23 protein-coding genes, 1 tRNA gene and 1 pseudogene are annotated in these 21,774 nt (G+C 69.2%); 20 read left to right on the forward strand and 5 right to left on the reverse strand.

The window, feature by feature from the left end; all coding sequences use genetic code 11:
* Positions 1–83: 83 nt before the first annotated feature.
* From G582_RS0107900 to G582_RS0107955, 12 genes are all read left to right on the forward strand, one after another.
* Positions 84–1,307: an ISL3 family transposase gene (locus G582_RS0107900; protein WP_083961090.1), complete on the forward strand. Its 1,224-nt coding sequence runs from the start codon at positions 84–86 to the stop codon at positions 1,305–1,307.
* Between the two features lie 22 nt (positions 1,308–1,329).
* Positions 1,330–1,902, forward strand: coding sequence for an azurin (gene azu, locus G582_RS0107905; RefSeq protein ID WP_028839375.1), 573 nt, complete (start codon positions 1,330–1,332; stop codon positions 1,900–1,902).
* Between the two features lie 134 nt (positions 1,903–2,036).
* Complete coding sequence (locus G582_RS0107910) at positions 2,037–2,789, forward strand: heme ABC transporter permease (protein ID WP_028839376.1); 753 nt, start codon at positions 2,037–2,039, stop codon at positions 2,787–2,789.
* On the forward strand, positions 2,786–2,962 hold the full coding sequence (gene ccmD, locus G582_RS0107915) for a heme exporter protein CcmD (RefSeq protein WP_028839377.1): 177 nt from the start codon (positions 2,786–2,788) through the stop codon (positions 2,960–2,962). The genes G582_RS0107910 and ccmD overlap by 4 nt, the downstream gene beginning before the upstream one ends.
* A 10-nt stretch (positions 2,963–2,972) precedes the next feature.
* Entirely contained in the window at positions 2,973–3,458 is a 486-nt protein-coding gene (ccmE, locus tag G582_RS0107920; RefSeq protein WP_028839378.1) for a cytochrome c maturation protein CcmE, read from the forward strand.
* Complete coding sequence (locus G582_RS0107925; RefSeq protein ID WP_028839379.1) at positions 3,458–5,383, forward strand: heme lyase CcmF/NrfE family subunit; 1,926 nt, start codon at positions 3,458–3,460, stop codon at positions 5,381–5,383. The genes ccmE and G582_RS0107925 overlap by 1 nt, the downstream gene beginning before the upstream one ends.
* Before the next feature lie 10 nt (positions 5,384–5,393).
* Positions 5,394–5,939 (forward strand): DsbE family thiol:disulfide interchange protein, encoded by a 546-nt coding sequence (locus G582_RS0107930; RefSeq protein WP_051247011.1) that lies wholly within the window; start codon positions 5,394–5,396, stop codon positions 5,937–5,939.
* Positions 5,940–6,001: 62 nt separating this feature from the next.
* The gene (locus G582_RS0107935) at positions 6,002–6,427 is read left to right on the forward strand and encodes a cytochrome c-type biogenesis protein (RefSeq protein ID WP_051247038.1); all 426 of its coding nucleotides are present in this window, start codon (positions 6,002–6,004) and stop codon (positions 6,425–6,427) included.
* Positions 6,427–7,428, forward strand: coding sequence for a c-type cytochrome biogenesis protein CcmI/CycH (locus tag G582_RS0107940; RefSeq protein WP_028839382.1), 1,002 nt, complete (start codon positions 6,427–6,429; stop codon positions 7,426–7,428). Before G582_RS0107935 ends, G582_RS0107940 begins: the two co-directional genes overlap by 1 nt.
* A 91-nt stretch (positions 7,429–7,519) precedes the next feature.
* Positions 7,520–8,674 (forward strand): homoserine O-acetyltransferase MetX, encoded by a 1,155-nt coding sequence (gene metX, locus G582_RS16005; RefSeq protein ID WP_051247040.1) that lies wholly within the window; start codon positions 7,520–7,522, stop codon positions 8,672–8,674.
* Between the two features lie 100 nt (positions 8,675–8,774).
* Positions 8,775–8,860, forward strand: a tRNA-Leu gene (locus G582_RS0107950).
* A 183-nt stretch (positions 8,861–9,043) separates the two neighbouring features.
* Complete coding sequence (locus tag G582_RS0107955; RefSeq protein WP_051247013.1) at positions 9,044–9,580, forward strand: cysteine dioxygenase family protein; 537 nt, start codon at positions 9,044–9,046, stop codon at positions 9,578–9,580.
* A 26-nt stretch (positions 9,581–9,606) separates the two neighbouring features.
* On the opposite strand, the gene G582_RS0107960 is transcribed toward G582_RS0107955, so the two are convergent.
* Positions 9,607–11,010, reverse strand: a complete 1,404-nt coding sequence (locus tag G582_RS0107960; RefSeq protein WP_028839384.1) for an FAD/NAD(P)-binding protein — start codon at positions 11,008–11,010, stop codon at positions 9,607–9,609.
* A gap of 147 nt (positions 11,011–11,157) precedes the next feature.
* Between G582_RS0107960 and G582_RS0107965 the strand changes: the two genes are divergently transcribed.
* From G582_RS0107965 to G582_RS0107995, 8 genes and pseudogenes are all read left to right on the forward strand, one after another.
* Complete coding sequence (locus G582_RS0107965; RefSeq protein ID WP_028839385.1) at positions 11,158–12,303, forward strand: glycosyltransferase family 4 protein; 1,146 nt, start codon at positions 11,158–11,160, stop codon at positions 12,301–12,303.
* The gene (locus G582_RS0107970; protein WP_425476543.1) at positions 12,281–12,835 is read left to right on the forward strand and encodes a phosphatase PAP2 family protein; all 555 of its coding nucleotides are present in this window, start codon (positions 12,281–12,283) and stop codon (positions 12,833–12,835) included. The genes G582_RS0107965 and G582_RS0107970 overlap by 23 nt, the downstream gene beginning before the upstream one ends.
* 76 nt (positions 12,836–12,911) lie before the next feature.
* Entirely contained in the window at positions 12,912–13,697 is a 786-nt protein-coding gene (locus tag G582_RS0107975; protein ID WP_028839387.1) for an SDR family oxidoreductase, read from the forward strand.
* A gap of 4 nt (positions 13,698–13,701) precedes the next feature.
* Entirely contained in the window at positions 13,702–14,535 is an 834-nt protein-coding gene (gene nei, locus G582_RS0107980) for an endonuclease VIII (RefSeq protein ID WP_028839388.1), read from the forward strand.
* Between the two features lie 9 nt (positions 14,536–14,544).
* Positions 14,545–15,942 (forward strand): annotated as a pseudogene (locus tag G582_RS16010) (aldehyde dehydrogenase); the annotation flags it as partial.
* A gap of 51 nt (positions 15,943–15,993) precedes the next feature.
* Positions 15,994–16,659, forward strand: a complete 666-nt coding sequence (can, locus tag G582_RS18180; protein ID WP_138348426.1) for a carbonate dehydratase — start codon at positions 15,994–15,996, stop codon at positions 16,657–16,659.
* Positions 16,656–17,084, forward strand: coding sequence for a RidA family protein (locus G582_RS0107990; protein WP_028839389.1), 429 nt, complete (start codon positions 16,656–16,658; stop codon positions 17,082–17,084). The genes can and G582_RS0107990 overlap by 4 nt, the downstream gene beginning before the upstream one ends.
* Positions 17,085–17,088: 4 nt before the next feature.
* Entirely contained in the window at positions 17,089–17,634 is a 546-nt protein-coding gene (locus G582_RS0107995; RefSeq protein ID WP_028839390.1) for a 3-hydroxyanthranilate 3,4-dioxygenase, read from the forward strand.
* A 101-nt stretch (positions 17,635–17,735) separates the two neighbouring features.
* Here G582_RS0107995 and pnp read toward each other — a convergent pair whose 3' ends face one another.
* From pnp to rbfA, 4 genes are all read right to left on the reverse strand, one after another.
* Positions 17,736–19,841 carry a polyribonucleotide nucleotidyltransferase gene (pnp, locus tag G582_RS0108000; protein WP_028839391.1) on the reverse strand — a complete coding sequence of 702 codons (2,106 nt, stop codon included), beginning with the start codon at positions 19,839–19,841 and terminating at the stop codon, positions 17,736–17,738.
* A 160-nt stretch (positions 19,842–20,001) separates the two neighbouring features.
* Entirely contained in the window at positions 20,002–20,262 is a 261-nt protein-coding gene (gene rpsO / locus G582_RS0108005; protein WP_028839392.1) for a 30S ribosomal protein S15, read from the reverse strand.
* Between the two features lie 134 nt (positions 20,263–20,396).
* Positions 20,397–21,413, reverse strand: a complete 1,017-nt coding sequence (gene truB, locus G582_RS16015; RefSeq protein WP_038053425.1) for a tRNA pseudouridine(55) synthase TruB — start codon at positions 21,411–21,413, stop codon at positions 20,397–20,399.
* Positions 21,397–21,768 (reverse strand): 30S ribosome-binding factor RbfA, encoded by a 372-nt coding sequence (gene rbfA / locus G582_RS0108015; protein WP_028839393.1) that lies wholly within the window; start codon positions 21,766–21,768, stop codon positions 21,397–21,399. Before rbfA ends, truB begins: the two co-directional genes overlap by 17 nt.
* Positions 21,769–21,774 lie beyond the last annotated feature (6 nt).

Genomic DNA, 21,774 nt, shown 5'->3' on the forward strand with positions numbered 1-21,774 from the left:
GGTTCTTCTCCCAACTGAGGGGAGAGGCGCACGGCCGACCGGGCAGACTTGCTGATGTCTAAGGCAACAAACTGGGGCCGGCCGTGGCCGAGGGTCATTGTATTTCCCAGCTGGGCGGCTGGGAGGGGTATCGGGTTGAGGACTGGCGGCACGAGCAGCGCGGAGAGCACCGTTGGCTGGTGCTGGAGCTGAGTCCGGCATCTGGCGAATCTCGCCGCTGCAGCGGCTGTGGTGAGGTCGTTGCGACGATCCACGACCGCACGCCGCGTCGGATACGCGATCTGCCGGTGTTCGGGACCCCGGTCGAGCTGCGCGTCGAGCGCCTGCGACTGGCTTGCCCTCGCTGCGGCCCGCGGCTGGAGCACCTTGCATGGCTGGATCCCCACTGCCGGGTGACGCGCCGCCTGGCCGACAGTGTCGCCCGCCTGTGCGCGGTGACCTCGGTGCTGCATGCCGCACGTTGGCATGGCATCGACTGGAAGACCGCCAAGACCATCGACTTCCGGGCGCTGGAGCGCAGCTTGGGGCCGGTGGACCTGGACGGCATTCGCCGGCTGGCGATGGACGAGTTCGCAATCCAGAAGGGCCACCGCTACGCCACCGTGGTGGTCGATGTGGAGCGCAAGCGGGTGCTGTGGGTGGGGCGCGGCCGTTCGCGGGCTGAGATCAGGCCGTTCTTTGAACTGCTCGGCGCTGCCCGCTGCGCACGCATCGAGGCCGTGGCCATGGACATGAACACGGCCTACGACCTGGAGGTGCGCCAGCACTGCCTGAACGCCCGGGTGGTCTACGACCTGTTCCACGTCATCGCGAAGTACGGCAGGGAAGTGATCGGGCGCGTGCGGGTGGATGCGGCCAACCAGTTGCGCCACGACAAGCCGGCTCGCAAGGTGGTCAAACGGGCGCACTGGCTCCTGCTGCACAACCCGGAAAAGCTCAGAACGAGCGAACAGGTGCGATTGGACGAGGTGCTAGCCGCCAACCAGTCGCTAATGACGGTCTACGTGATGAAAGAACAGCTCAAGGCGCTATGGTCGGTACCGACCGCATGGGCATGGAGGGGCGCGTGGACGCAGTGGCTGCGTCACGCCCGGGCAAGCGGCATCCCGGCCCTGATGCACTTCGCCAAGTGTCTGCGTCCCTACTGGCGCGGCATCCTCAGCCGGGTCCGCTGGCCGATGCACACGGGCATCGTCGAAGGCATCAACAACCGCATCAAGGTCATCAAGCGTATGGCCTACGGCTATCGCGATGACACCTACTTCTTCCTCAAGATCCGCGCCGCATTCCCCGGAGTTGGGAGATGAACCTTTTTTTGGAGCATTCACAATGAAGTCTCGTCATATCCTGCTCGCCGGTGCGGTTGCGCTGGCCCTGTCCGCCTGCGGCAACTCGTCCGCGCCCGCCGATTCCGCGGCCCCGGCCGATGCAGCGCCGGCGGCCGAAGCCCCCGCCGCGGCCCCGGTCGAGGCTGCTCCGGCCGAAGCCGCGCCCGCTGCCGCCAGCACCAAGCCGGCCGTGGTCGAAAACTGCGCCACCACCATCGAATCGAACGATGCGATGCAGTACAACGCCGACTCGATCACCGTGCCGGCCAGCTGCACCCAGTTCACCATCAACCTGAAGCACGTCGGCACCATGGCCGCCAACGTCATGGGTCACAACGTGGTTGTCGCCAAGGAAGCCGACATGGCCGGCATTTCCGCCGACGGCGCCTCCAACGCGGCCGAGCACGTCAAGGCCGGCGACACCCGTTCGATCGCCCACACCAAGATCATCGGCGGCGGCGAATCCGCGTCGGTGACCTTCGACGTGGCCAAGATCAAGGACGGCGGCTACAAGTTCTTCTGCAGCTTCCCGGGCCACCTGGCGCTGATGCAGGGCAACATCCAGGTCCAGTAAGCCGCGCCACCCACGGGCGGGCGGCCCATGCCGCCCCGCCCGTTACCGGAAGTCCGGGTACCGGCCCGCTCGCAGGCTGGTATCCTTCGCAGGATTGACCACGGCGCGTCCACGCCGCTCCTGCCAAGGCCAAGATGTCTCCGCTGATCCGCTGGTTCCACCAACTCGGCTCGCCCCCGTACTTCGATCGCTTTGCCGCCCGCTGGACGCCGTGGGCCTGGCTGCTGGGGCTGGTGGCGATGGTCGTGGGCCTGTATGGCGCGCTGTTCCAGGTCCCCGCCGACTACCAGCAGGGCGACAGCTTCCGCATCCTCTACATCCACGTCCCCGCGGCCTGGATGAGCATGGCCATCTTCGGCCTGATGGCGTTCTATTCGGCGATCGCGCTGATCTGGCGGATCAAGCTCTGCGAAATCCTGGCAATGGCCTGCGCGCCCACCGGCGCCGCCTTCACCTTCGTCACCCTCGCCACCGGCTCGATCTGGGGCAAGCCGATGTGGGGCACCTGGTGGGACTGGGACCCGCGCCTGACCACCGAGCTGATCCTGCTGTTCCTGTACCTGGGCGTGATGGGCCTGTACGCCGCCATCGACGACCGCCGCAACGCCGCCCGCGCGGCCGGCCTGCTGGCCATCGTCGGCGTCGCCCTGCTGCCGGTGATCCGCTGGTCGGTGGTGTGGTGGAACTCGCTGCACCAGGGCCAGACCATCCGCGTGTTCGGCGAGTCCAGCATGGACGCCAGCATGCTGCCGCCTCTCATCTGGATGATCGTCGGCACCAAGCTGTGGTTCGTCGGCTCGCTGCTGGCCCGCGCCCGCGCCGACAACCTGCGCCGCGAGGCCGCCAAGGACTGGGTCTCGAAGCTGGCCGCCGGGGAAGCGCGATGAGCTACCGCGAATACGTCATCGGCGCCTACGCGGTATTCGCCGCGATGCTGCTGTGGGACTTCCTGGTGCCGAAGCTGCAGATCCGCGCCGCCCTGCGCGCCGCCAGACTGCGCAGCACCCGCCGGCAGGCCGCCCCTCCCCCCGATACCGAACGCCCGCTGTCGCGGGACTGACCTGGACGCCATGCACCCCACCCGCAAACGCCGCCTCCTGCTGATCCTCGCCCTGGTCGCCGTCGCCGGCGTCGCCACCGCGCTGATCGCGATGGCGCTGCAGCGCAACGTCGCCTATCTCTACACCCCCCACGAAGTGCTGGGCGGCAGCGCCGGCGACAACGTGCGCAGCGGCGAGGCCCGCTTCCGCCTCGGCGGCATGGTCGCCAAGGATTCGTTCAAGCGCGCACCCGGCTCGATGGAAGCCCATTTCGAAGTGGACGACGGCGATGCGCGCCTGCCGGTGGTCTACACCGGCATCCTTCCCGACCTGTTCCGCGAGAACCAGTCGGTGGTGGCCACCGGGCGGATGCAGGGCGACGTGTTCGTGGCCGAGGAAGTGCTGGCCAAGCACGACGAAACCTACATGCCCAAGGAAGTGGCCGACAAGATGGGCGCAGCGCACAAGAAGCACAACGTGCAGGACAAGACGGCGCCTGCGGAAGGCGCACCGTAATGCTTCCCGAACTCGGCCAGATCGCGCTGCTGCTGGCGCTGCTGGTGGCGGCGCTGCAGGCGCTGCTGCCCCTGCTGGGCGCGCAGCGCGATGTACCGGTGCTGATGGCTGTGGCGCGGCCCGCGGCCTGGATGCAGCTGCTACTGGTGGGCCTGGCCTTCGCCATCCTCACCTACGCCTTCGTGGTCAACGACTTCTCGGTGCAATACGTGGCCGAGAACTCCAACTCGCTGTTGCCCACGCTGTACCGCTACACCGCCGTCTGGGGCGCGCACGAGGGCTCGCTGCTGCTGTGGGCGCTGGTGCTGGCGCTGTGGACCGCGGCGGTGGCGCGGTTCTCGAAGGCATTGCCGCTGCCGGTGGTGGCGCGGGTGCTGGGCGTGATGGGCGTGGTGTCGGTCGGCTTCCTCGCCTTCCTGGTATTCACCAGCAATCCGTTCATCCGCATCCTGCCGGCCGCGGGCGAAGGCCGCGACCTCAATCCGCTGCTGCAGGATCCGGGGCTGATCGTGCACCCGCCGATGCTCTATGCCGGTTATGTCGGCTTTGCGGTGCCGTTCGCCTTCGCCATCGCCGCATTGCTGGAACGCCGCATCGACGCGCAGTGGCTGCGCTGGACGCGGCCGTGGACCAACGTGGCCTGGGCCTGCCTCACCCTCGGCATCGCGCTGGGGTCGTGGTGGGCCTATTACGAACTGGGCTGGGGCGGCTGGTGGTTCTGGGACCCGGTGGAAAACGCCAGCTTCATGCCGTGGCTGGCCGGCGCCGCGCTGCTGCATTCGCAGGCGGTCACCGAAAAGCGCGGCAGCTTCGGCGGCTGGACGCTGCTGCTGGCCATCGCCACCTTCTCGCTGTCGCTGCTGGGCACCTTCCTGGTGCGCTCCGGGGTGCTGACCAGCGTGCATGCGTTCGCCGCCGATCCGGGCCGCGGCCTGTTCGTGCTGATCTTCCTCGGCATCGTGGTTGGCGGTTCGCTGGTGCTGTACGCGCTGCGCGCCCCGGACACCGAGAGCAACGCCAAGCCCTTCGCCCCCGGCTCGCGCGAGACCCTGCTGCTGCTCAACAACCTGCTGCTGACCACCGCCTGCGCGATGGTGCTGCTGGGCACCCTGTACCCGCTGCTGGCCGACACCCTGGACCTGGGCAAGATCTCGGTGGGTCCACCCTATTTCGCGATGATGTTCATCCTGCTGATGGCGCCGCTGGTGGCGCTGGTGCCGCTGGGTCCGCTGACTCGCTGGCAGCGCGAGCAGATGGCCACGCCGCTGCGCCTGCTGCTGCCGTGGGCGGTACTGGCGCTGGTGGCCGCCGTCATCGCGTTCTTCCTGGCCCCGCAGGGCCAGTGGAAGACCGCCGCCGGCATCCTCGGCGCGGTCTGGGTGGGCGCGGGCACGCTGCGCTTCGTCTGGACCCGCCTGCGTTCCGCCGGCGGCCGCCTGACCCGCGAGATGTGGGGCATGGTGCTGGCCCACCTGGGCATTGCGGTGTTCCTGGTCGGCGCGCTGCTGGTCGAAGGCCTGAACCTGCAGCGCGAGCTGGCGGTGAAGGCCGGCGACACGGTGACGCTGGGCGATTACGCGTTCCGCTTCGACGGCATCGTCGAACGCGAGGGCCCGAACTACGTGTCCGACCGCGGCACCGTGCAGGTGCTGCGCGATGGCCGCATCACCCACACCCTGCATCCCGAGAAGCGCCGCTATCGCGCCGGCGGCCAGGTGATGACCGAATCCGGGATCGCCCGCGGCGTGTTCGCCGATGCCTACGTGGCGATCGGCGAATCGCTGGGCAACGATGCCTGGGCGCTGCGCGTCCATATCAAACCATTCGTGCGCTGGATCTGGGCCGGCGCACTGCTGATGGCGCTGGGCGCCGTCGTCACCGCTTTCGACCGGCGCTTCCGCAGCGTGCGCAAGGATCTCCAATGAAGGGCCTCGCATGAAAACCTCCCGCTGGCTGCCGCTGGCCGCCTTCGCCCTGCTTGCCGCGCTGCTGGCGGCGGGCGTGTGGATGAGCCGCAAGCCCAACCGCGATGCCCTGCCCTCGCCGCTGATCGGCAAGCCGGCGCCGGAGTTCGCGCTGCCGGTGCTGCACGACCCCACCTACATGGTGAAGCTGTCCGACCTGCGCGGCCAGCCGTTCCTGATGAACGTCTGGGGCAGCTGGTGCGTGGAGTGCCGGGTAGAGCACCCGGTGCTGACCAAGTTCGCCGAGACCAAGCGCCTGCGCGTGGTCGGCTACAACTGGAAGGACGAGCCCGCCGACGCGCTGCGCTGGCTGGAGCAGTTCGGCAATCCCTACATGGTGGTGCTGTCCGACGTCGAAGGCCGCACCGCGCTGGACTGGGGCGTGTACGGCGCGCCGGAATCGTTCCTGGTCGACGGCCGCGGCATCGTGCGCTGGAAGCACGTCGGCCCGCTGACCGACGAGTTGATCGCCAAGGAACTGCTGCCGATGGTCGCCAAGATCGAGGCCGATCGATGAGCCTGTCCGCGAAACTTCTTCGCCGCGGCAAAATGCGGATCGCCGGCCTGTCCCTCGGCCTGATGCTGGCCTGTGGCGTTGTCCCGCCCGCCTTCGCCCAGGCCAACCAGCAGGCCGACGCCGCCCCGTTGCAATTCCGGAATGCCGCCGAGGAATCCCGCTTCCACGCGCTGACCCTGCAGCTGCGCTGCGTGATGTGCCAGAACCAGTCGCTGGCCGACTCCAACGCACTGATCGCGCTGCAGCTGCGGCGCGAGGTGCTGGAGCTGATGCGCAAGGGCATGAGCGATGCACAGATCAAGGATTACCTGGTGCAGCGCTACGGCGAATTCGTGCTGTACAAGCCGAAACTGGAAGGCGGCACCCTGCTGCTGTGGATCGGCCCGGCGGTAGTGCTGCTGGCCGGCGCCGGCGTGGTCGCCGCGATCGTACGCCGACGCAGGCCCGCGGCCAACCGGGATGCCAGCGACGACGGGCAGGAGTGGTGATGACCGCTTTCGTCGTATTCGCCGCGCTGCTTTGCCTGATCGTGTTGGCCGCCCTGCTGCGCCCGCTGTGGCGCGATGCGCGCGGCGTGGCGCTGGGCATCGGCCTGATCACCCTGCTTTCCACCGGCCTGCTGTACCGGCTGGTGGGCACCCCGCAGGCACTGGACCCCGCCGCCCGGCAGGCGCCGCGCACGCTGGAGGAAGCGGTGGTCCAGCTCAAGGCCGCGCTGGCGCGCGACCCGCAGCAGGCGGAAGGCTGGGCCCTGCTCGGCCAGGCCTATCTGCGCATGGAAGACGCCGCCAACGCCCGCGACGCCTTCGCCAAGGCCGCCAGGCTTGCCCCCGACAACGCCGACTTCCTCACCGAAGCCGCGCAGTCGCGCGCAATGGCCAACCCCAGCCGCACCTTCGACGCCGAGGCGCTGGCGCTGCTGGAGGCCGCGCTCAAGGCGGATCCCAACCACCAGCGCGCGCGCTGGTTCCTCGGCGTGGCCCAGCGTCAGGCCGGCAAGCATGCGGAAGCCGCCGCCACCTGGGCGCCGCTGCTGACGCAGGTCAGCGCCGACACCGCTGCCAGCCTGCGCAAGGAAATCAACGCCGCCCGCGCCGATGCCGGCCTGCCACCGCTGGCCGAAGCCGCCGCATCGCCCCATTCGGTCGCGTTGCTGACTGTCGAAGTGGCGCTCGATCCGGCGTTGGCCGAACGGGTGCGCCTGCGGCCGGATGCCACCGTCTATGTGATCGCCCGCCAGCCCGGTTCGCCGATGCCGGTGGCCGCACAGAAGCGCGCGGCCTCGGAACTGCCCTTCAGCACTGCGCTCGGCGATGCCGACAGCCCGATGCCCACCCTCAAGCTGTCGCAGCTGCAGGAAGTCGAACTGGTGGCGCGGCTGTCTGCCAGCGGCGAAGCCAGCCGCCAGGAAGGCGATCTCGAATCCAAGCCGGTGCTGGTGAAATTGCCGGCCGACAAGCCGGTGAAACTGGCGATCGGCACGCAGTAACCGCGGGTTCATGGCGGCATGCCCAAATGGCATGACCGCCCGCTGCGCCAGGGGGGATGATGGCCTACCGGTCTTCTCCCCCCGCATGTCCATGGCCGAATTCATTCCCCCCGGCACCCGCTGGTTCGATCTGCCCACGCCGTTTCCGATGAAGCGCGGCGGCACGCTGCACGGCGCGCGCTTGGCCTATGAAACCTGGGGCCGGCTGGATGCCGACGGCGGCAACGCCATCCTGATCCTCACCGGAATGTCGCCGGACGCCCACGCTGCGTCCAGCGACGCCGACCCCGCGCCGGGCTGGTGGGAATGGATGATCGGCCCCGGCAAGCCCATCGACACCCGCCGCTGGTTCGTCATCTGCGTGAACCCGCTGGGCAGCTGCAAGGGCAGCACCGGGCCGGCGTCGGTCGATCCCGCCAGCGGCCAGCCCTATCGCCTGACGTTCCCCGAGCTGTCGATCGAGGACGGCGCCGATGCCGCCGCCGCGTTGCTGCGTGTGCTGGGCATCGCGCGGCTGGCCTGCGTGGTCGGCAATTCGATGGGCGGGATGGGCGCGCTGTCGCTGCTGGCCCGCCACCCCGGCATTGCCCGCAGCCACGTCAATATCTGCGGCGCGGCGCGCGCGCTGCCGTTCTCCATCGCCATCCGCTCGCTGCAGCGCGAGGCGATCCGGCTGGACCCGCAGTGGAACGGCGGCGCCTACGACGACGCGGAGAATTACCCGGAAAACGGCATGCGCATGGCGCGCAAGCTCGGCGTCATCACCTACCGCTCGGCGCTGGAATGGGACGGCCGCTTCGGTCGGGTGCGGCTGGATTCCGACCGTCGCGAGGGCGAGGATCCGTTCGGGCTGGAGTTCGAGGTGGAAAGCTACCTGGAAGCGCACGCGCGCCGCTTCGTGCACAAGTACGACCCCAACTGCTACCTCTATCTCAGTCGTTCGATGGACTGGTTCGACCTCGGCGAGGCGCACGCCGGCGACACCGCGCGCGGGCTGGCCGCCATCGAGGGCGTGCGCCATGCGCTGGTGATCGGGGTCAAGACCGACATCCTGTTCCCGATCCAGCAGCAGGAAGAGATTGCCGCCGGCCTGCGCAACGCCGGCTGCGACACCCGCTTCCTGCCGATGCCGTCGCCGCAGGGCCACGACGCCTTCCTGGTCGATGAAGAACGCTTCGGCCCCGCCGTCGCCGGCTTCCTGCGCGCGCTGCCGGCCGCGGCCCTGCCCAGCGGCAAGGTGGCCTGAACGCGCCGCATCGGAAGGACTGGAACCAGCAGAGGCGACGGCCTCGCTCCCGCCGCCGAGGCGTGCATAAAGGCGCGCCGTCACGGTAAGATAAGCGCATGCCGGTGTGGCGGAATGGTAGACGCGGTGGACTCAAAATCCACTGGCAGCGATGTCGTGTAGGTTCGAGTCCTATCACCGGTACCAGCGATCCGAAGGGTCGGGCCTTGCGCCCGGCCCTTTCGCGTTTTTGCGGCCCCCGCGACCGCCACGGCGTCCGGCCGCGCAGGAACCGCCGCCGCGCTGGATTAGACTCCGAGGGTGAATCTTCCCCAGCCCAGCGCACCGACGCCGCAGATCGCCTTCCCCGGAAGCGCGCACTTCCAGGCCATGCTCGATGCCGCCGTTGCGCTGGGTGGAGTGCAGGCGGTCACCGCTGCGCTGCGCGACGCGCTGACTGCGCTGATCGTCGACCCCGGGGTTTGCCTGCCGGACTACGTGCACGCGCCGATGGCCGGGCACTACGCGCGGCGCGAGCTTTACCGCAGCCCCGAGCACGGCTACAGCGTGGTGGCCATGACCTGGGCCCCCGGGCAGGGGACGCCGCTGCATGACCACGACGGCCGCTGGTGCGTGGAAGGGGTCTGGCAGGGCCAGCTGGACATCGTCCAGTACGAACTGGTGGAAAAGGCAGGCGAGCGGTTACGCTTCCGCGTCGCCGGGCGCAGCAGCGCTGGCCCCGGCAGCGCCGGCAGCCTGATCCCGCCGCACGAGTACCACACCATCCACAACGCGGACCCGGACCACATCGCGGTCTCGGTGCATGTCTACCAGGCGCCGCTGGAAAGCTGCGCGAGCTTCTGCCCGCAGGAAGACGGCTGGTTCGTGCGGGAATCCACACGGCTGGCCATCGACGAAGCTGCCTGAGCCGGCAACCGTATCCACGCGCCTCGCTAGGCCGTCGGCGCCGCCCGCCCGTCGAGCGTCGCGCGCAGGTGATCGGCCAGCGCCTGCGCCTGTCCGCGCAGCTCCGGAATCGCCAGGCTTTCCCACAGCGTGCCGATCCGCATCGCACCGAGCACGAACAACCCCGGATCTGGCTGGCCATGTGCATCCAGCACGCGCCCCGGTTCTTCACTGGCAATGCCGATGCCATGCGGGCCGGGCAACACGCGGCCGCGTACCCGCAGTGCGCCCAGCAGCGTGTCCGGCCGCAGGTCGATATGGGTCTCGACGCCGGTGGCATTGATGAGCCAGTCGGCGCGGAACGCGCACTCGCCGTCGGCGTGGCGCGGCCGGTAGCGGACATCGAGGCCCCCGTCCGCGCGTGCCGCGACCGATTGCAGCCGTCCGGCCAGGACTTCCAGCCGGCCACCCTCTCGCAACGCCCCCAGCGTCTGCGCGGCCTGGGGCGCGATGCGGTGCCGATGGATGTCCCAATAGCGCACCAGATGACGCAGGAACCGCTGCTGCTCCACGTGCGCCAGCGAGCGCCAAAGCGCCTGCCCGTGCGGGCGCAGGCGGTCGAACACCCATTGCCAGGGCTCGCCGGCTGCGGTTGCCTCCCGCGTCCACGCACGGATCCGGCGCAGCCGCTCGCGCAGGCCGAGTGCGAGCAGCGCATCGATGGGGGCAGTGTCTGTCCCGCCGGACTCGGCATGCGCCAGCGGCATCAGGCCATGGCGCGACAGCACCCGGATGCGGCCGCGATGTCCACCGTGGACCAGGCTGAGCACCGCGTCCACCATGCTCAATCCGGAGCCGATGATGCAGACGTCCGCCTCGGCGGGAATGGCGGCCACGCCCTCGTAATCCCAGGCATCGGCCAGGCGCACGTCGCCGTGCAGCCGCGCGGCGGGAATGCGCCGCGGCGCATTGCCCACCGCCAGGACCACTGCGCGGGCCGCCAGGGTGGCGCCGGACGCGAGCGTCAGCAGGCTGTCTGTATCGCGCCTTTCGATGTCGGTCGCGCGTTCCTGAAGCCATTGCAACGCCGGATAACGCGGCTGCGCGCGCAGCGTGTCGCCCAGATAGCGGCCGTAATCGCGACGCGGCGCGAACCCGGTCGCCAGCGCCGCGGCCGTGCCGGCATCGTCGCTGCCGGACAGGAAGCGGACGAAATGCCCCGGGTCTTCGGCCAACGCGCTCATCCACCCGGCGGTGACATTGAGCAGGTGGGCGGGCTGGTTGGTCGCATACGCGGCGCCGCGGGCCAGCTCGGCGGCGGGCTCGATGATGGCAATGCGCAGCCGCGAGGCCGGATCGGACAGCAGCCGGGTAGCGACCAGCACACCGGCCGCACCGCCACCGACGATGGCGACATCGACGCCGGAAGACCCGGCGGATTCAAGGGACATGGACAGGGGCCGAGGACTCCGGAGCCCGCATTGTAAGTGGCGCGCGACCGATGCCGGCCGTCATCCACGGGTCATCCGCGCGACACCGTCCGTTCACCGCCATCGCCGACGCTGTGCCGCGACCAGCCCGTGCTGGCGGAGTCGCCCATGCGCTACGGCATCGTCACCGAAACCTATCCGCCCGAAGTCAACGGCGTGGCGCTGACCGTGCAGGGGCTGGAGCACGGCCTGCGCCAGCGTGGCCACGAAGTTGCGATGGTGCGCCCGCGCCACGATGGCGAAGCCGAGCCTGCTGTGGATACGCTGCTGGTGCGCGGCGCCGCCCTGCCCCGCTATCCCGGCCTGAAATTCGGCCTGCCGGCCACCCGCCTGCTGCACAACCACTGGCGGCAGGCCCGTCCCGACGCGATCTACGTGGCGACGGAAGGCCCGCTGGGCTGGTCGGCGCTACGCGCCGCGCGCAGGCTCGGCATCCCGGCCGCTACCGGCTTCCATACCCGCTTCGACGACTACGTGCGCAGCTACGGCGCCCCGTGGCTGGAGGGCACGGCGCTGCGCTGGATGCGGCATTTCCACAACGGCGCGCAGGCGACCCTGGTGCCGACGCGCGAACTGCAGGCGTTCCTGCAGACGCAGCGGTTCCGCAACGTGGTCCGGCTGCCGCGCGCGGTGGACACGGTGGCGTTCCATCCGGGCCACCGCGATGAAACGCTGCGCCGGGAATGGGGACTGGATCCGCACGCGCTCGCGGTGATCCACGTTGGCCGCATCGCCGCGGAAAAGAACCTGCCGCTGGCGGTACGCGCGTTCCGCGAGCTGCAGCGGGTGCGCCCGGAGGCGCGCTTCGTGTGGGTCGGCGACGGCCCCGCGCGCGAGGCCCTGCAGCGCGAAAACCCGGACTTCGTCTTCCGCGGCATCCAGCGCGGCGGAGCGCTGGGCCGGCATTTCGCCAGCGCCGACTTGTTCCTGTTCCCCAGCCGCAGCGAAACCTTCGGCAACGTCACCCTGGAAGCGCTGGCCAGCGGCGTGCCGGTGGTGGCGTTCGACTACGGCGCCGCGCGCGAATTCCTGCGCGACTGCATCCACGGCGCGGCAGTCGCCCTTCCCGATGACGCCGGCTTCATCGCTGCCGCCCTGCGCCTGGCCAGTGACGACGCGCTGCGCACGCAAATGCGCCCCGCCTGCCGCGAAGCGGTGGCGGCGCTGCGCCCGACGCAGGTCGCCGACGCGTTCGACCGTCTCCTGCAATCGCTGACACGGAGCGATTCCCATGCCGCGCCCACCGTCCCCTGAGCGACCGCTGTCGATGGAACACGGCTGGTGCCTGCGCGCCAACGCCCTGTGCGCCCGCCGGCTGCCGTTCCGCTATTTCGCCACCGTCAGCCGGCTGGGCGATGGCGTGTTCTGGTACGCATTGATGGGCGTGCTGGTGGCGCTCGACGGCCTCGACGGCCTGCGCGCGTCGCTGCATCTGGCCGCCACCGGTTTTGTTGCGCTGCTGCTGTACAAGCGGCTGAAGCGCTGGACCCGCCGCCCTCGCCCGTCGGCCCGCGATCTGCGCATCCGCGCCTGGGTGGCGCCGCTGGACGAGTTCAGCTTTCCGTCGGGGCATACCCTGCATGCGGTCGCCTTCAGCGTGGTGGCGGTGGCGCACTATCCGCTGCTGGCCTGGCTGCTGGTGCCGTTTGCCGCCAGCGTCGCGCTCTCCCGCGTGGTGCTGGGCCTGCACTATCCCAGCGACGTGCTGGCCGCCACCGGCATCGGCGGCGTGCTGGCGGCGGCATCGCTGTGGCTGGTGCGGACGGTCGGGATGGGGCCGCTGTAGGAACCACGCGTCGAAAACGCAGGCATCGGCACCGGCAGGGCCACCGTTACAATCGGGGCCTGCCCAGGGAGCCCGCATGAACCTTGATCTTTCCGGCAAACACGCGCTGGTCTGCGGCGCCTCCGAAGGCATCGGCCGCGCCGCCGCCATCGAACTGGCGCAGCTCGGCGCCAGCGTCACCCTGCTGGCGCGCCGCGCGGACGTGCTGCGCGACATCGCAGCCACGCTGCCGCGCGCACAGGGGCAAGCGCATGACTGCCTCGTCGCCGATGTCGCCGACACTGATGCGCTGCGCGGCGCCGTCGTCGCGCTGGCGGCGCGCACGCCGGTGCACATTCTGATCAACAACACCGGTGGCCCGCCCGGCGGCCCGGCGCACAGCGCCTCCATCGATGCCTATCTCGATGCCTTCCGCAAGCACCTGGTCGCCAACCAGACCCTGGTGCAGGCACTGCTGCCGGGCATGCGCGCCGTGCGCTGGGGCCGCGTCGTCAACGTAATCTCGACCTCCGTGTACGAGCCGATCCCCAACCTCGGCGTGTCCAACACCATCCGCGGCGCGGTGGCCAGCTGGGCCAAGACGCTCTCGCGCGAACTCGGCGGGGATGGCATCACGGTCAACAACGTGCTGCCCGGCTACACCCGCACGCGCCGGCTGGAGCAGATCCTGGCCGACCGCAGCGCGGCCTCCGGCAAGTCGCAGGACGCAGTGGCGCAGGCCATGCTGGCCACGGTACCGGCGGGCCGCTTCGCCGAAGCGGAAGAACCCGGCGGCGTGATCGCCTTCCTGTGCAGCCCGGCCGCGGGCTACGTCAACGGCCAGTCCATCGCGGTGGACGGCGGCCGCATGCAGTCGATCTGAGCCGATGCCCGAAGGCCCGGAAATCCGCCGCGCCGCCGACCGTCTGGCCGCGGCGGTGGCCGGGCAGACCGTGCTGCGGGCGCAGTTCGCGTTCGCGCAGCTGCAGCGTTTCGAACGCGAATTGGTGGGCAGCCGCATCCTCTCCATCACCCCGCGCGGCAAGGCGCTGCTGACCGCCTTCGACAACGGCTGGACGCTGTACACCCATAACCAGCTGTACGGCGTGTGGAAGGTGGCACGGCCGGGCCAGCGCCCGGACACCACGCGCAGCCTGCGGGTGGCGCTGGAAACGGCCAGTGCGGCGATCCTGCTGTATTCGGCCTCCGACATCGAACTGTGGCGCAGCGACGAGATCGAGGCGCATCCGTTCCTGCAGGGGCTGGGGCCGGATGTGCTTGATCCTGCATTGAATGCCGATGCCGATGCCGTCGCCGCGCGCCTGCAGTCGCTCGCCTTCCGCGGCCGTGCGCTCGGCGCGCTGCTGCTGGACCAGGGCTTCCTTGCCGGCATGGGCAATTACCTGCGCGCGGAGGTGCTGTTCGACACCGGCCTGCACCCGGCACTGCGCCCGCGCGATCTGGACGCAGCACAAACCGCCAAGCTCGCACGGGCTCTGCTGGCGATCCCGCGCCACAGCTACACCACCCGCGGCATCGAACCCACGCCCGGCATGCGCGCTGACTATCTTGCCCACGAAGGCGAGCGCTTCCGCTTCCGCGTGTTCAAGCGCGAGGGCCAGCCCTGCGAGCGCTGCGGCACGCCGATCACGCGCATCGCCAGCCAGTCGCGGCCGCTGTTCCTGTGCCCACATTGCCAGCCGGGACGTCCATCACAGTAAACTGGCGGGATGCGACGGTTCGGACATGTCATCGGCGCGACTCGCGGCGAAGCGACCAGCACCCGCTGGCTACCGGTATTCGATCCCGCACATGCGCAACCGTATGCACAGGTCGCCGATGGCGATGCCACCCATGTCGAGGCGGCGGTCACGGCCGCCGAAGCCGCGGCACCGGCCTGGGCGGCGCTGCGGCCGAGCGAGCGCGCGCACCATCTGGAACGATTGGCCGATGCGCTGGAGGCCCAACTCGACGCTTTCGCCCATGCCGAAGCCATCGATGCCGGCAAGCCGCTGGCGCTGGCGCGCGACATCGAGATCCCGCGGGCGATCGCAAACCTGCGCTTCTTCGCCCACGCCGCCACCCAGTTCGCCAGCGAATCCCACCACGGCGAGGCCGGCCTGAACTACACCCTGCGCCTGCCGCTGGGCGTGGTGGGCTGCATCAGCCCGTGGAACCTGCCGCTGTACCTGTTCACGTGGAAGATCGCGCCGGCGCTGGCCGCCGGCAACGCGGTGGTGGGCAAGCCTTCGGAAATCACCCCCGCCACCGCCACGATGCTCTGCCAGCTGGCGCTGGATGTCGGCCTGCCGGCGGGCGTGCTCAACCTCGTCCATGGCTCCGGGCCGAACGTCGGCGAGGCGCTGGTGTCGCATCCGCGGATCAAGGCGATCTCGTTCACCGGCAGCACTGCGGTAGGGCGCCGCATTGCCGGCATTGCCGGGCCGCTGTTGAAGAAGGTCTCGCTGGAACTCGGCGGCAAGAACGCCACGCTGGTGTTTGCCGACAGTGACTGGCGCGCCAACCTCGACACGCTGGTGCGCAGCGCGTTCCAGAACAGCGGGCAGATCTGCCTGTGCGGTTCGCGGCTGCTGGTCGAACGCGGCATCTACGACGAGTTCCGCGATGTCTTCGTCGAACGCGCCCGCGCGCTGCGGCTGGGCGCGCCGCTGGAGCCCGATACCCAGCTCGGCCCGATGGTGTCGCAGGCGCATTTCGACAAGGTGCAAGGCTGCATCGAACGCGCCCGCGGCGAAGGCGGCCGCGTGCTCTGCGGCGACACAGCCGCGGATCGTCCCGGTTGGTTCATTGCGCCGACGGTGATCGAAGGCCTCGGCCCGGACTGCGCGACCAATCGCGAGGAAATCTTCGGCCCGGTGGCGACGCTGCAGGCGTTCGACAGCGATACCGACGCGCTGGCGCTGGCCAACGCCTCGGATTACGGCCTGTCCGCCAGCGTGTGGACGCGCGACCTTGCCCGCGCGCACCAGCTGGCCGCGCAGCTGCGCACCGGCATCGTCTGGATAAACAGCTGGATGCTGCGCGACCTGCGCACGCCGTTCGGCGGCAGCCAGGCATCCGGCCTTGGCCGCGAAGGCGGACTGGAAGCAATGCGCTTCTTCACCGAACCGCGCAACGTCGGCATCGCCTTTCCCCACATCCCCCCCACAAGGCAACACATGAAAAAGGAACTCGACACCCTACTGCGCAACAACCAGGGCTGGGCCGAACGCGTCACCCGCGAGGACCCGACCTTTTTCGAACGCCTGTCCAAGCAGCAGGCCCCCAAATATTTGTGGATCGGCTGCTCGGACTCGCGCGTGCCGGCCAACCAGGTCATCGACTTGGTACCGGGCGAGGTGTTCGTCCATCGCAACATCGCCAACGTGATGGTGCATACCGACCTCAACTGCATGTCCACCATCCAGTTCGCGGTCGACGTGCTCAAGGTGCGGCACATCCTGGTGGTGGGCCATTACGGCTGCGGCGGCGTCGGTGCGGCCCTGCACGGCACCCGGCTGGGGCTGGCCGACAACTGGATCCGCCATGTCGGCGACGTGGCTCAAAAACACGCCGGGCTGCTGGGGCAGCTTCCGGCGGAAGCGCGCCACGACACCCTGTGCGAGCTCAATGCCATCGAACAGGCGGAAAACGTCTGCCTGACCACCGTGGTGCAGGACGCCTGGGCGCGCGGCCAGCAGCTGGCGGTGCACGGCTGGGTCTACAGCCTGGCCGACGGCAAGGTGCGCGAGCTGGCGATGGACGTCGATGCACCGGAGGCGCTTACCTCCGTTTACGCCGCCGCCATCGCCAGCGTGCGCGAGCGTCGCGGAATCAGCGGGTGACGCTCTCCGGCATCCATGCCGCCGCCGCGCCCAAGGCGGTAGGCCACTACCCACATGCGCGCCGCATGGGTGACCTGCTGTTCCTGTCCGGCATCGGGCCGCGTGATCCGGCCGACAATTCCATCCCCGGCAACGACTACTTCGCCGACGGGCGGGTGCGCCGCTACGACATCGAGGCGCAGGCACGCGCGGTGCTGGCCAACGTGCGCGCCGTGCTGGAAGCCAGCGGCGCGCGCTGGGAGGATCTGGTCGACGTGACCGTCTATCTCACCGACATGGCCCGGGATTTCAAGGCCTACAACGCGGTCTGGGCCGAGCACTTCCCGGATCCGGCCAGCGCGCCCTGCCGCACCACTGTCGGCATCACCGCGCTGCCCACGCCGATCGCCATCGAACTCAAGTGCATCGCCCGCATCGAGGACTGAAGCCATGTTGCCCGCCGCCTTCAACCTGCACGCCTGGATCGAGGAGCACCGCCACCTGCTGCAGCCGCCGGTGGGCAACAAGTGCATCGTCCAGGACGACTTCATCGTGATGGTGGTCGGCGGGCCGAACGCGCGCACCGACTACCACTACGAGGAAGGGCCCGAGTGGTTCTACCAGCTGAAAGGCGAGATGGTGCTGCGCGTGCAGGAGGATTTCAACGGCGAGCGCGGCACCCCGCGCGACATCCCGATCCGTGCCGGCGAGGTGTTCTACCTGCCGCCGCGGGTACCGCATTCGCCGCAGCGCATGGCCGGCTCGGTGGGGCTGGTGATCGAACGCAAGCGCCTGCCGCACGAGGACGACGCGCTGATGTGGTTCTGCGTGGCCTGCAACCACCGGCTGTACGCGGACTTCTTCCACCTGGTCGACATCGAGCAGGACTTCCTGCGGGTGTTCGAGAAGTTCTACCGCGACGACCACCTGCGCACCTGCAGGCAGTGCGGCACCCTCAACCCGCGGCCGGGCCGCTACGAGCAGCCGGCGGAATAGACCCCGGAGCGCACTTCCACAAGGCGCGCACCGGCGTCGCCTATGCAAAGAAAAAGCGGGCGCAAGGCCCGCTTTTTCATGTCCGGCATTTGCAGCGGCGATTACTCGCCGGTGCCCTCGCCTTCGGTCACGGCCTTGATCGACAGGCGGATGCGGCCCTGCTTGTCGACTTCCAGCACCTTGACCTTGACCATGTCGCCTTCCTTCAGCACGTCGGACACCTTTTCCACGCGCTCGCTGGAGATCTGCGAGACGTGCACCAGGCCGTCCTTGCCGGGGGCGATGGTGACGAACGCGCCGAAGTCCATGATCTTGGCGACCTTGCCTTCGTAGATGCGGCCCGGCTCGACGTCCGAGGTGATCTGTTCGATGCGCGACTTGGCGGCCTGGCCGGCGGCGGCGTTCACCGAGGCGATGGTGATGGTACCGTCGTCCTGGATGTCGATCTGGGTGCCGGTTTCCTTGGTGATCGCCTGGATCACCGAGCCGCCCTTGCCGATCACTTCGCGGATCTTGTCCGGGTGGATCTTGATGGTCAGCAGGCGCGGTGCGAATTCGGACAGCTCGCCGCGCGGAGTGGTCAGCGCGTTCGCCATCTCACCGAGGATGTGCAGGCGGCCGGCCTTGGCCTGCGCCAGTGCGACCTTCATGATTTCCTCGGTGATGCCCTGGATCTTGATGTCCATCTGCAGGGCCGAGATGCCGTTGCTGGTGCCGGCGACCTTGAAGTCCATGTCGCCGAGGTGATCCTCGTCGCCGAGGATGTCGGACAGCACCACGAAGTCGTTGTCTTCCTTCACCAGGCCCATGGCGATGCCGGCCACCGGCGCCTTCACCGGCACGCCCGCGTCCATCAGCGCCAGCGAGGAACCGCAGACCGAGGCCATCGAGGAGGAGCCGTTCGACTCGGTGATTTCCGAGACCACGCGGATGGTGTACGGGAACGCCTCCATGGTCGGCATGACGGCCAGCACGCCGCGCTTGGCAAGGCGGCCGTGGCCGATCTCGCGGCGCTTCGGGCCCATCATGCGGCCGGCTTCGCCCACCGAATAGGGGGGGAAGTTGTAATGGAACAGGAAGTGTTCCTTGTACTCGCCGGCGACGGCGTCGATGACCTGGCCGTCACGGGCAGTGCCGAGGGTGACGGCGACGATGGCCTGGGTCTCGCCGCGGGTGAACAGCGAGGAGCCGTGCACGCGCGGCAGCACGCCGACCTTGGAGCTGATCGGACGCACCGTGTCCAGCGCGCGGCCGTCGATGCGGATCTTGGTGGCCAGCACCGAGCCGCGCATGGTCTGGTATTCCAGCTCGCCGAATTCCTTCGAGGCTTCGGCGGTGCTCCAGCCGTTGGCTTCGATCTGCGGGGCGATCTCGGCCAGCACGGCCTTCTTCAGCGCCGAGATGGCGTCCTTGCGCTCCAGCTTGTCGCGCACCTGGAAGGCGGCCGACAGCTTGTCGCCGATCGCGCCCTTCAGCGCGCCGATCAGCGCATCGTTCTTGGCCGGGGCGGCCCAGTCCCACTTCGGCCGGCCGGCTTCGGCGACCAGCGCGTTGATGGTGTCGATCGCCACCTGCATCTGCTGGTGGCCGAACATCACCGCGCCCAGCATCACGTCTTCCGACAGCTCGGCGGCTTCGGACTCGACCATCAGCACGGCGTCCCTGGTGCCCGCGACCACCAGCTCGAGCTGCGATTCCTTCAGCGCGCTGACGGTCGGGTTGAGCAGGTACTGGCCGTCCTTGTAGCCGACCTTGGCGGCGCCGATCGGGCCCTGGAACGGGGCACCGGTCAGGGCAACGGCGGCGGAGCAGCCGATCAGCGCCAGGATGTCGCCGTCGACTTCCGGGTTCAGCGACATCACCGTGGCGATGACCTGCACTTCATTGCGGAATTCTTCCGGGAACAGCGGACGGATCGGGCGATCGATCAGGCGGCTGGTCAGGGTTTCCTTCTCGGTGGCGCGACCTTCGCGCTTGAAGAAGCCACCCGGGATGCGGCCGCCGGCGTAGAACTTCTCCTGGTAGTCGACGGTCAGCGGGAAGAAATCCTGCCCTTCGCGCTGGGTCTTGGCCGCAACGGCGGTGCACAGCACCACGGTGCCGTCGCACGACACCATCACCGCGCCGCCTGCCTGGCGCGCGATCTCGCCGGTTTCGAGGGTGACGGTCTGGTTGCCGTACTGGAAGGTCTTGCTGATCTTCGCCACTTGGGAATCCTTGGTTTGACGGGTTCATCGACGCAGGCAAGCCCCGCTTGCTGCGCTGCATCGCGACATGCGATGCGAAGTTGCGGGCTGGCCGCGATCGGGTGGAACGGTAGGGCAAAAACGAACCGCGGCGCATTCCTGCGCCGCGGTGGGTGTTCTCTTAGCGACGCAGGCCGAGCTTGCCGATCAGCGCCTTGTAGCGGTCCGCATCCTTCTGGTGCAGGTAGTCGAGCAGGCTGCGACGGCGGTTGACCATCATCAGCAGGCCGCGGCGGCTGTGGTGATCCTGCTTGTGCGCCTTGAAGTGCTCGGTGAGAAGTTCGATGCGGGCGGTCAGCAGGGCAACCTGGACTTCCGGCGAGCCGGTGTCGTTGTCGCCGCGCTTGTGTTCGTTGATGACTTTCTGGGTATCGATGGACATGGTTGCCTCGTAGTCGCGTGACCGGCAGGAACGGGCGAAAAGAGCATCGCCCGCACCGCACGGCTCGCCGTGATGATGCGGATGGAAAGAAGATTTGCCCGGATGAGCAGCGGGATTATAGCCCGCGCCGGGAGTCACGGGCAATGCGGGGTGTCGATGTGCCCGCCGGTGAACGCGGCCCAGCGGAACAACCGGGCCGGGTGCAGGCCCCCTTCGGCATCGACATCGCCCAGACCCAGGCCGCGGCCCTGCTCGTCGAGGATCGCCACCTGCAGGCCACGCGGCGGATACGGGCCGCGCAGGCCCTGCCCGCGCCCCAGCCGCTGCGCCTGCGCCGCGTTGACGCGAACCTCCGGCCACGAGGTCATGCCGGCTTCGATCGGCAGCAGGCAGGCGTCGAGCACGCGCTCCCCGGCCTGTTCGCGCAGTTCCTCCAGCGCCGCCAGCGTCCACATCCGCGGCTCGCGGAACGGGTCCACCCACAGCCGGCGCAGCTGCGCCACGTGGGCCCCGCAGCCCAGCAACTCGCCGAGATCGCGCACCAGACTGCGCACATAGGTGCCGGAGCCGCATTCCACGTGCAGCCGCAGGTTGGGCGATGCGCCGTTCTCCAGCTGGCCGTCCAGCAGGTCGGCGGCGTTGAGCAGGTCGAAGGCGTGCACTTCGACCTCGCGTGGCTCCATTTCGATCGTTTCGCCGCGGCGCGCCTTGAGGTACAGCGGTTCGCCGCCGCGCTTGAGCGCCGAATAGATCGGTGGACACTGCTGGATGCGTCCGCTGAAGGTCTTCAGCGCAGCGTCGATGGCGTCGAGGGTCAACGGCGGCACCGGCCGCTCGCGCAGCACCTGGCCGTCGGCGTCGTCGGTATCGGTGACCACGCCCAAGCGGGCCACGGTTTCGTAGGCCTTGCGCGCGCCCAGCAGGCCGCCGGCGATCTTGGTCGCTTCGCCGAAGCAGACCGGCAGCAGCCCGGTGGCCAGCGGATCCAGACTGCCGGTATGGCCGCCCTTTTCGGCGCGAAACAGGTGGCGAACGCGCTGCAGGGCCTGGTTGGACGACAGCCCCTGCGGCTTGTCCAGCAGCAGGATGCCGTCCAGGCGACGGAACACGGTGCGCGGGCGACGCTCGCGCGGGTTATTCGGCGTCGCCACTGCCGTGCAGGTCGGGCAGGTCGCGCAGCAGGTTGTCGATGCGTTCGCCGCGGTCCACCGATTCGTCGTAGTGGAAATGCAGCTCCGGCACGTGCCGCAGCTTCACCGCGCGCGCCAGCTGGTAGCGGATCTCCGGCGCCAGCGCCTTCAGCGCCTTGACCGTCTCCGCGGCCCGGTCGGGCTGCAGCACGGTCACGAACACCTTGGCGTGCGCCATGTCGCGGGTGACTTCGACATCGGACACGCTGGACGATGCCAGCCCATGCTCGCGCACGGCCGCATGCACCAGCGTGCCCAGCTCGCGGCGGAGCTGGGCGGAAACGCGGTCGGTGCGGTGGAAGGACTTCTGTGCCATCGGGGA

Source organism: Thermomonas fusca DSM 15424, from assembly GCF_000423885.1.
Classification (GTDB): domain Bacteria; phylum Pseudomonadota; class Gammaproteobacteria; order Xanthomonadales; family Xanthomonadaceae; genus Thermomonas; species Thermomonas fusca.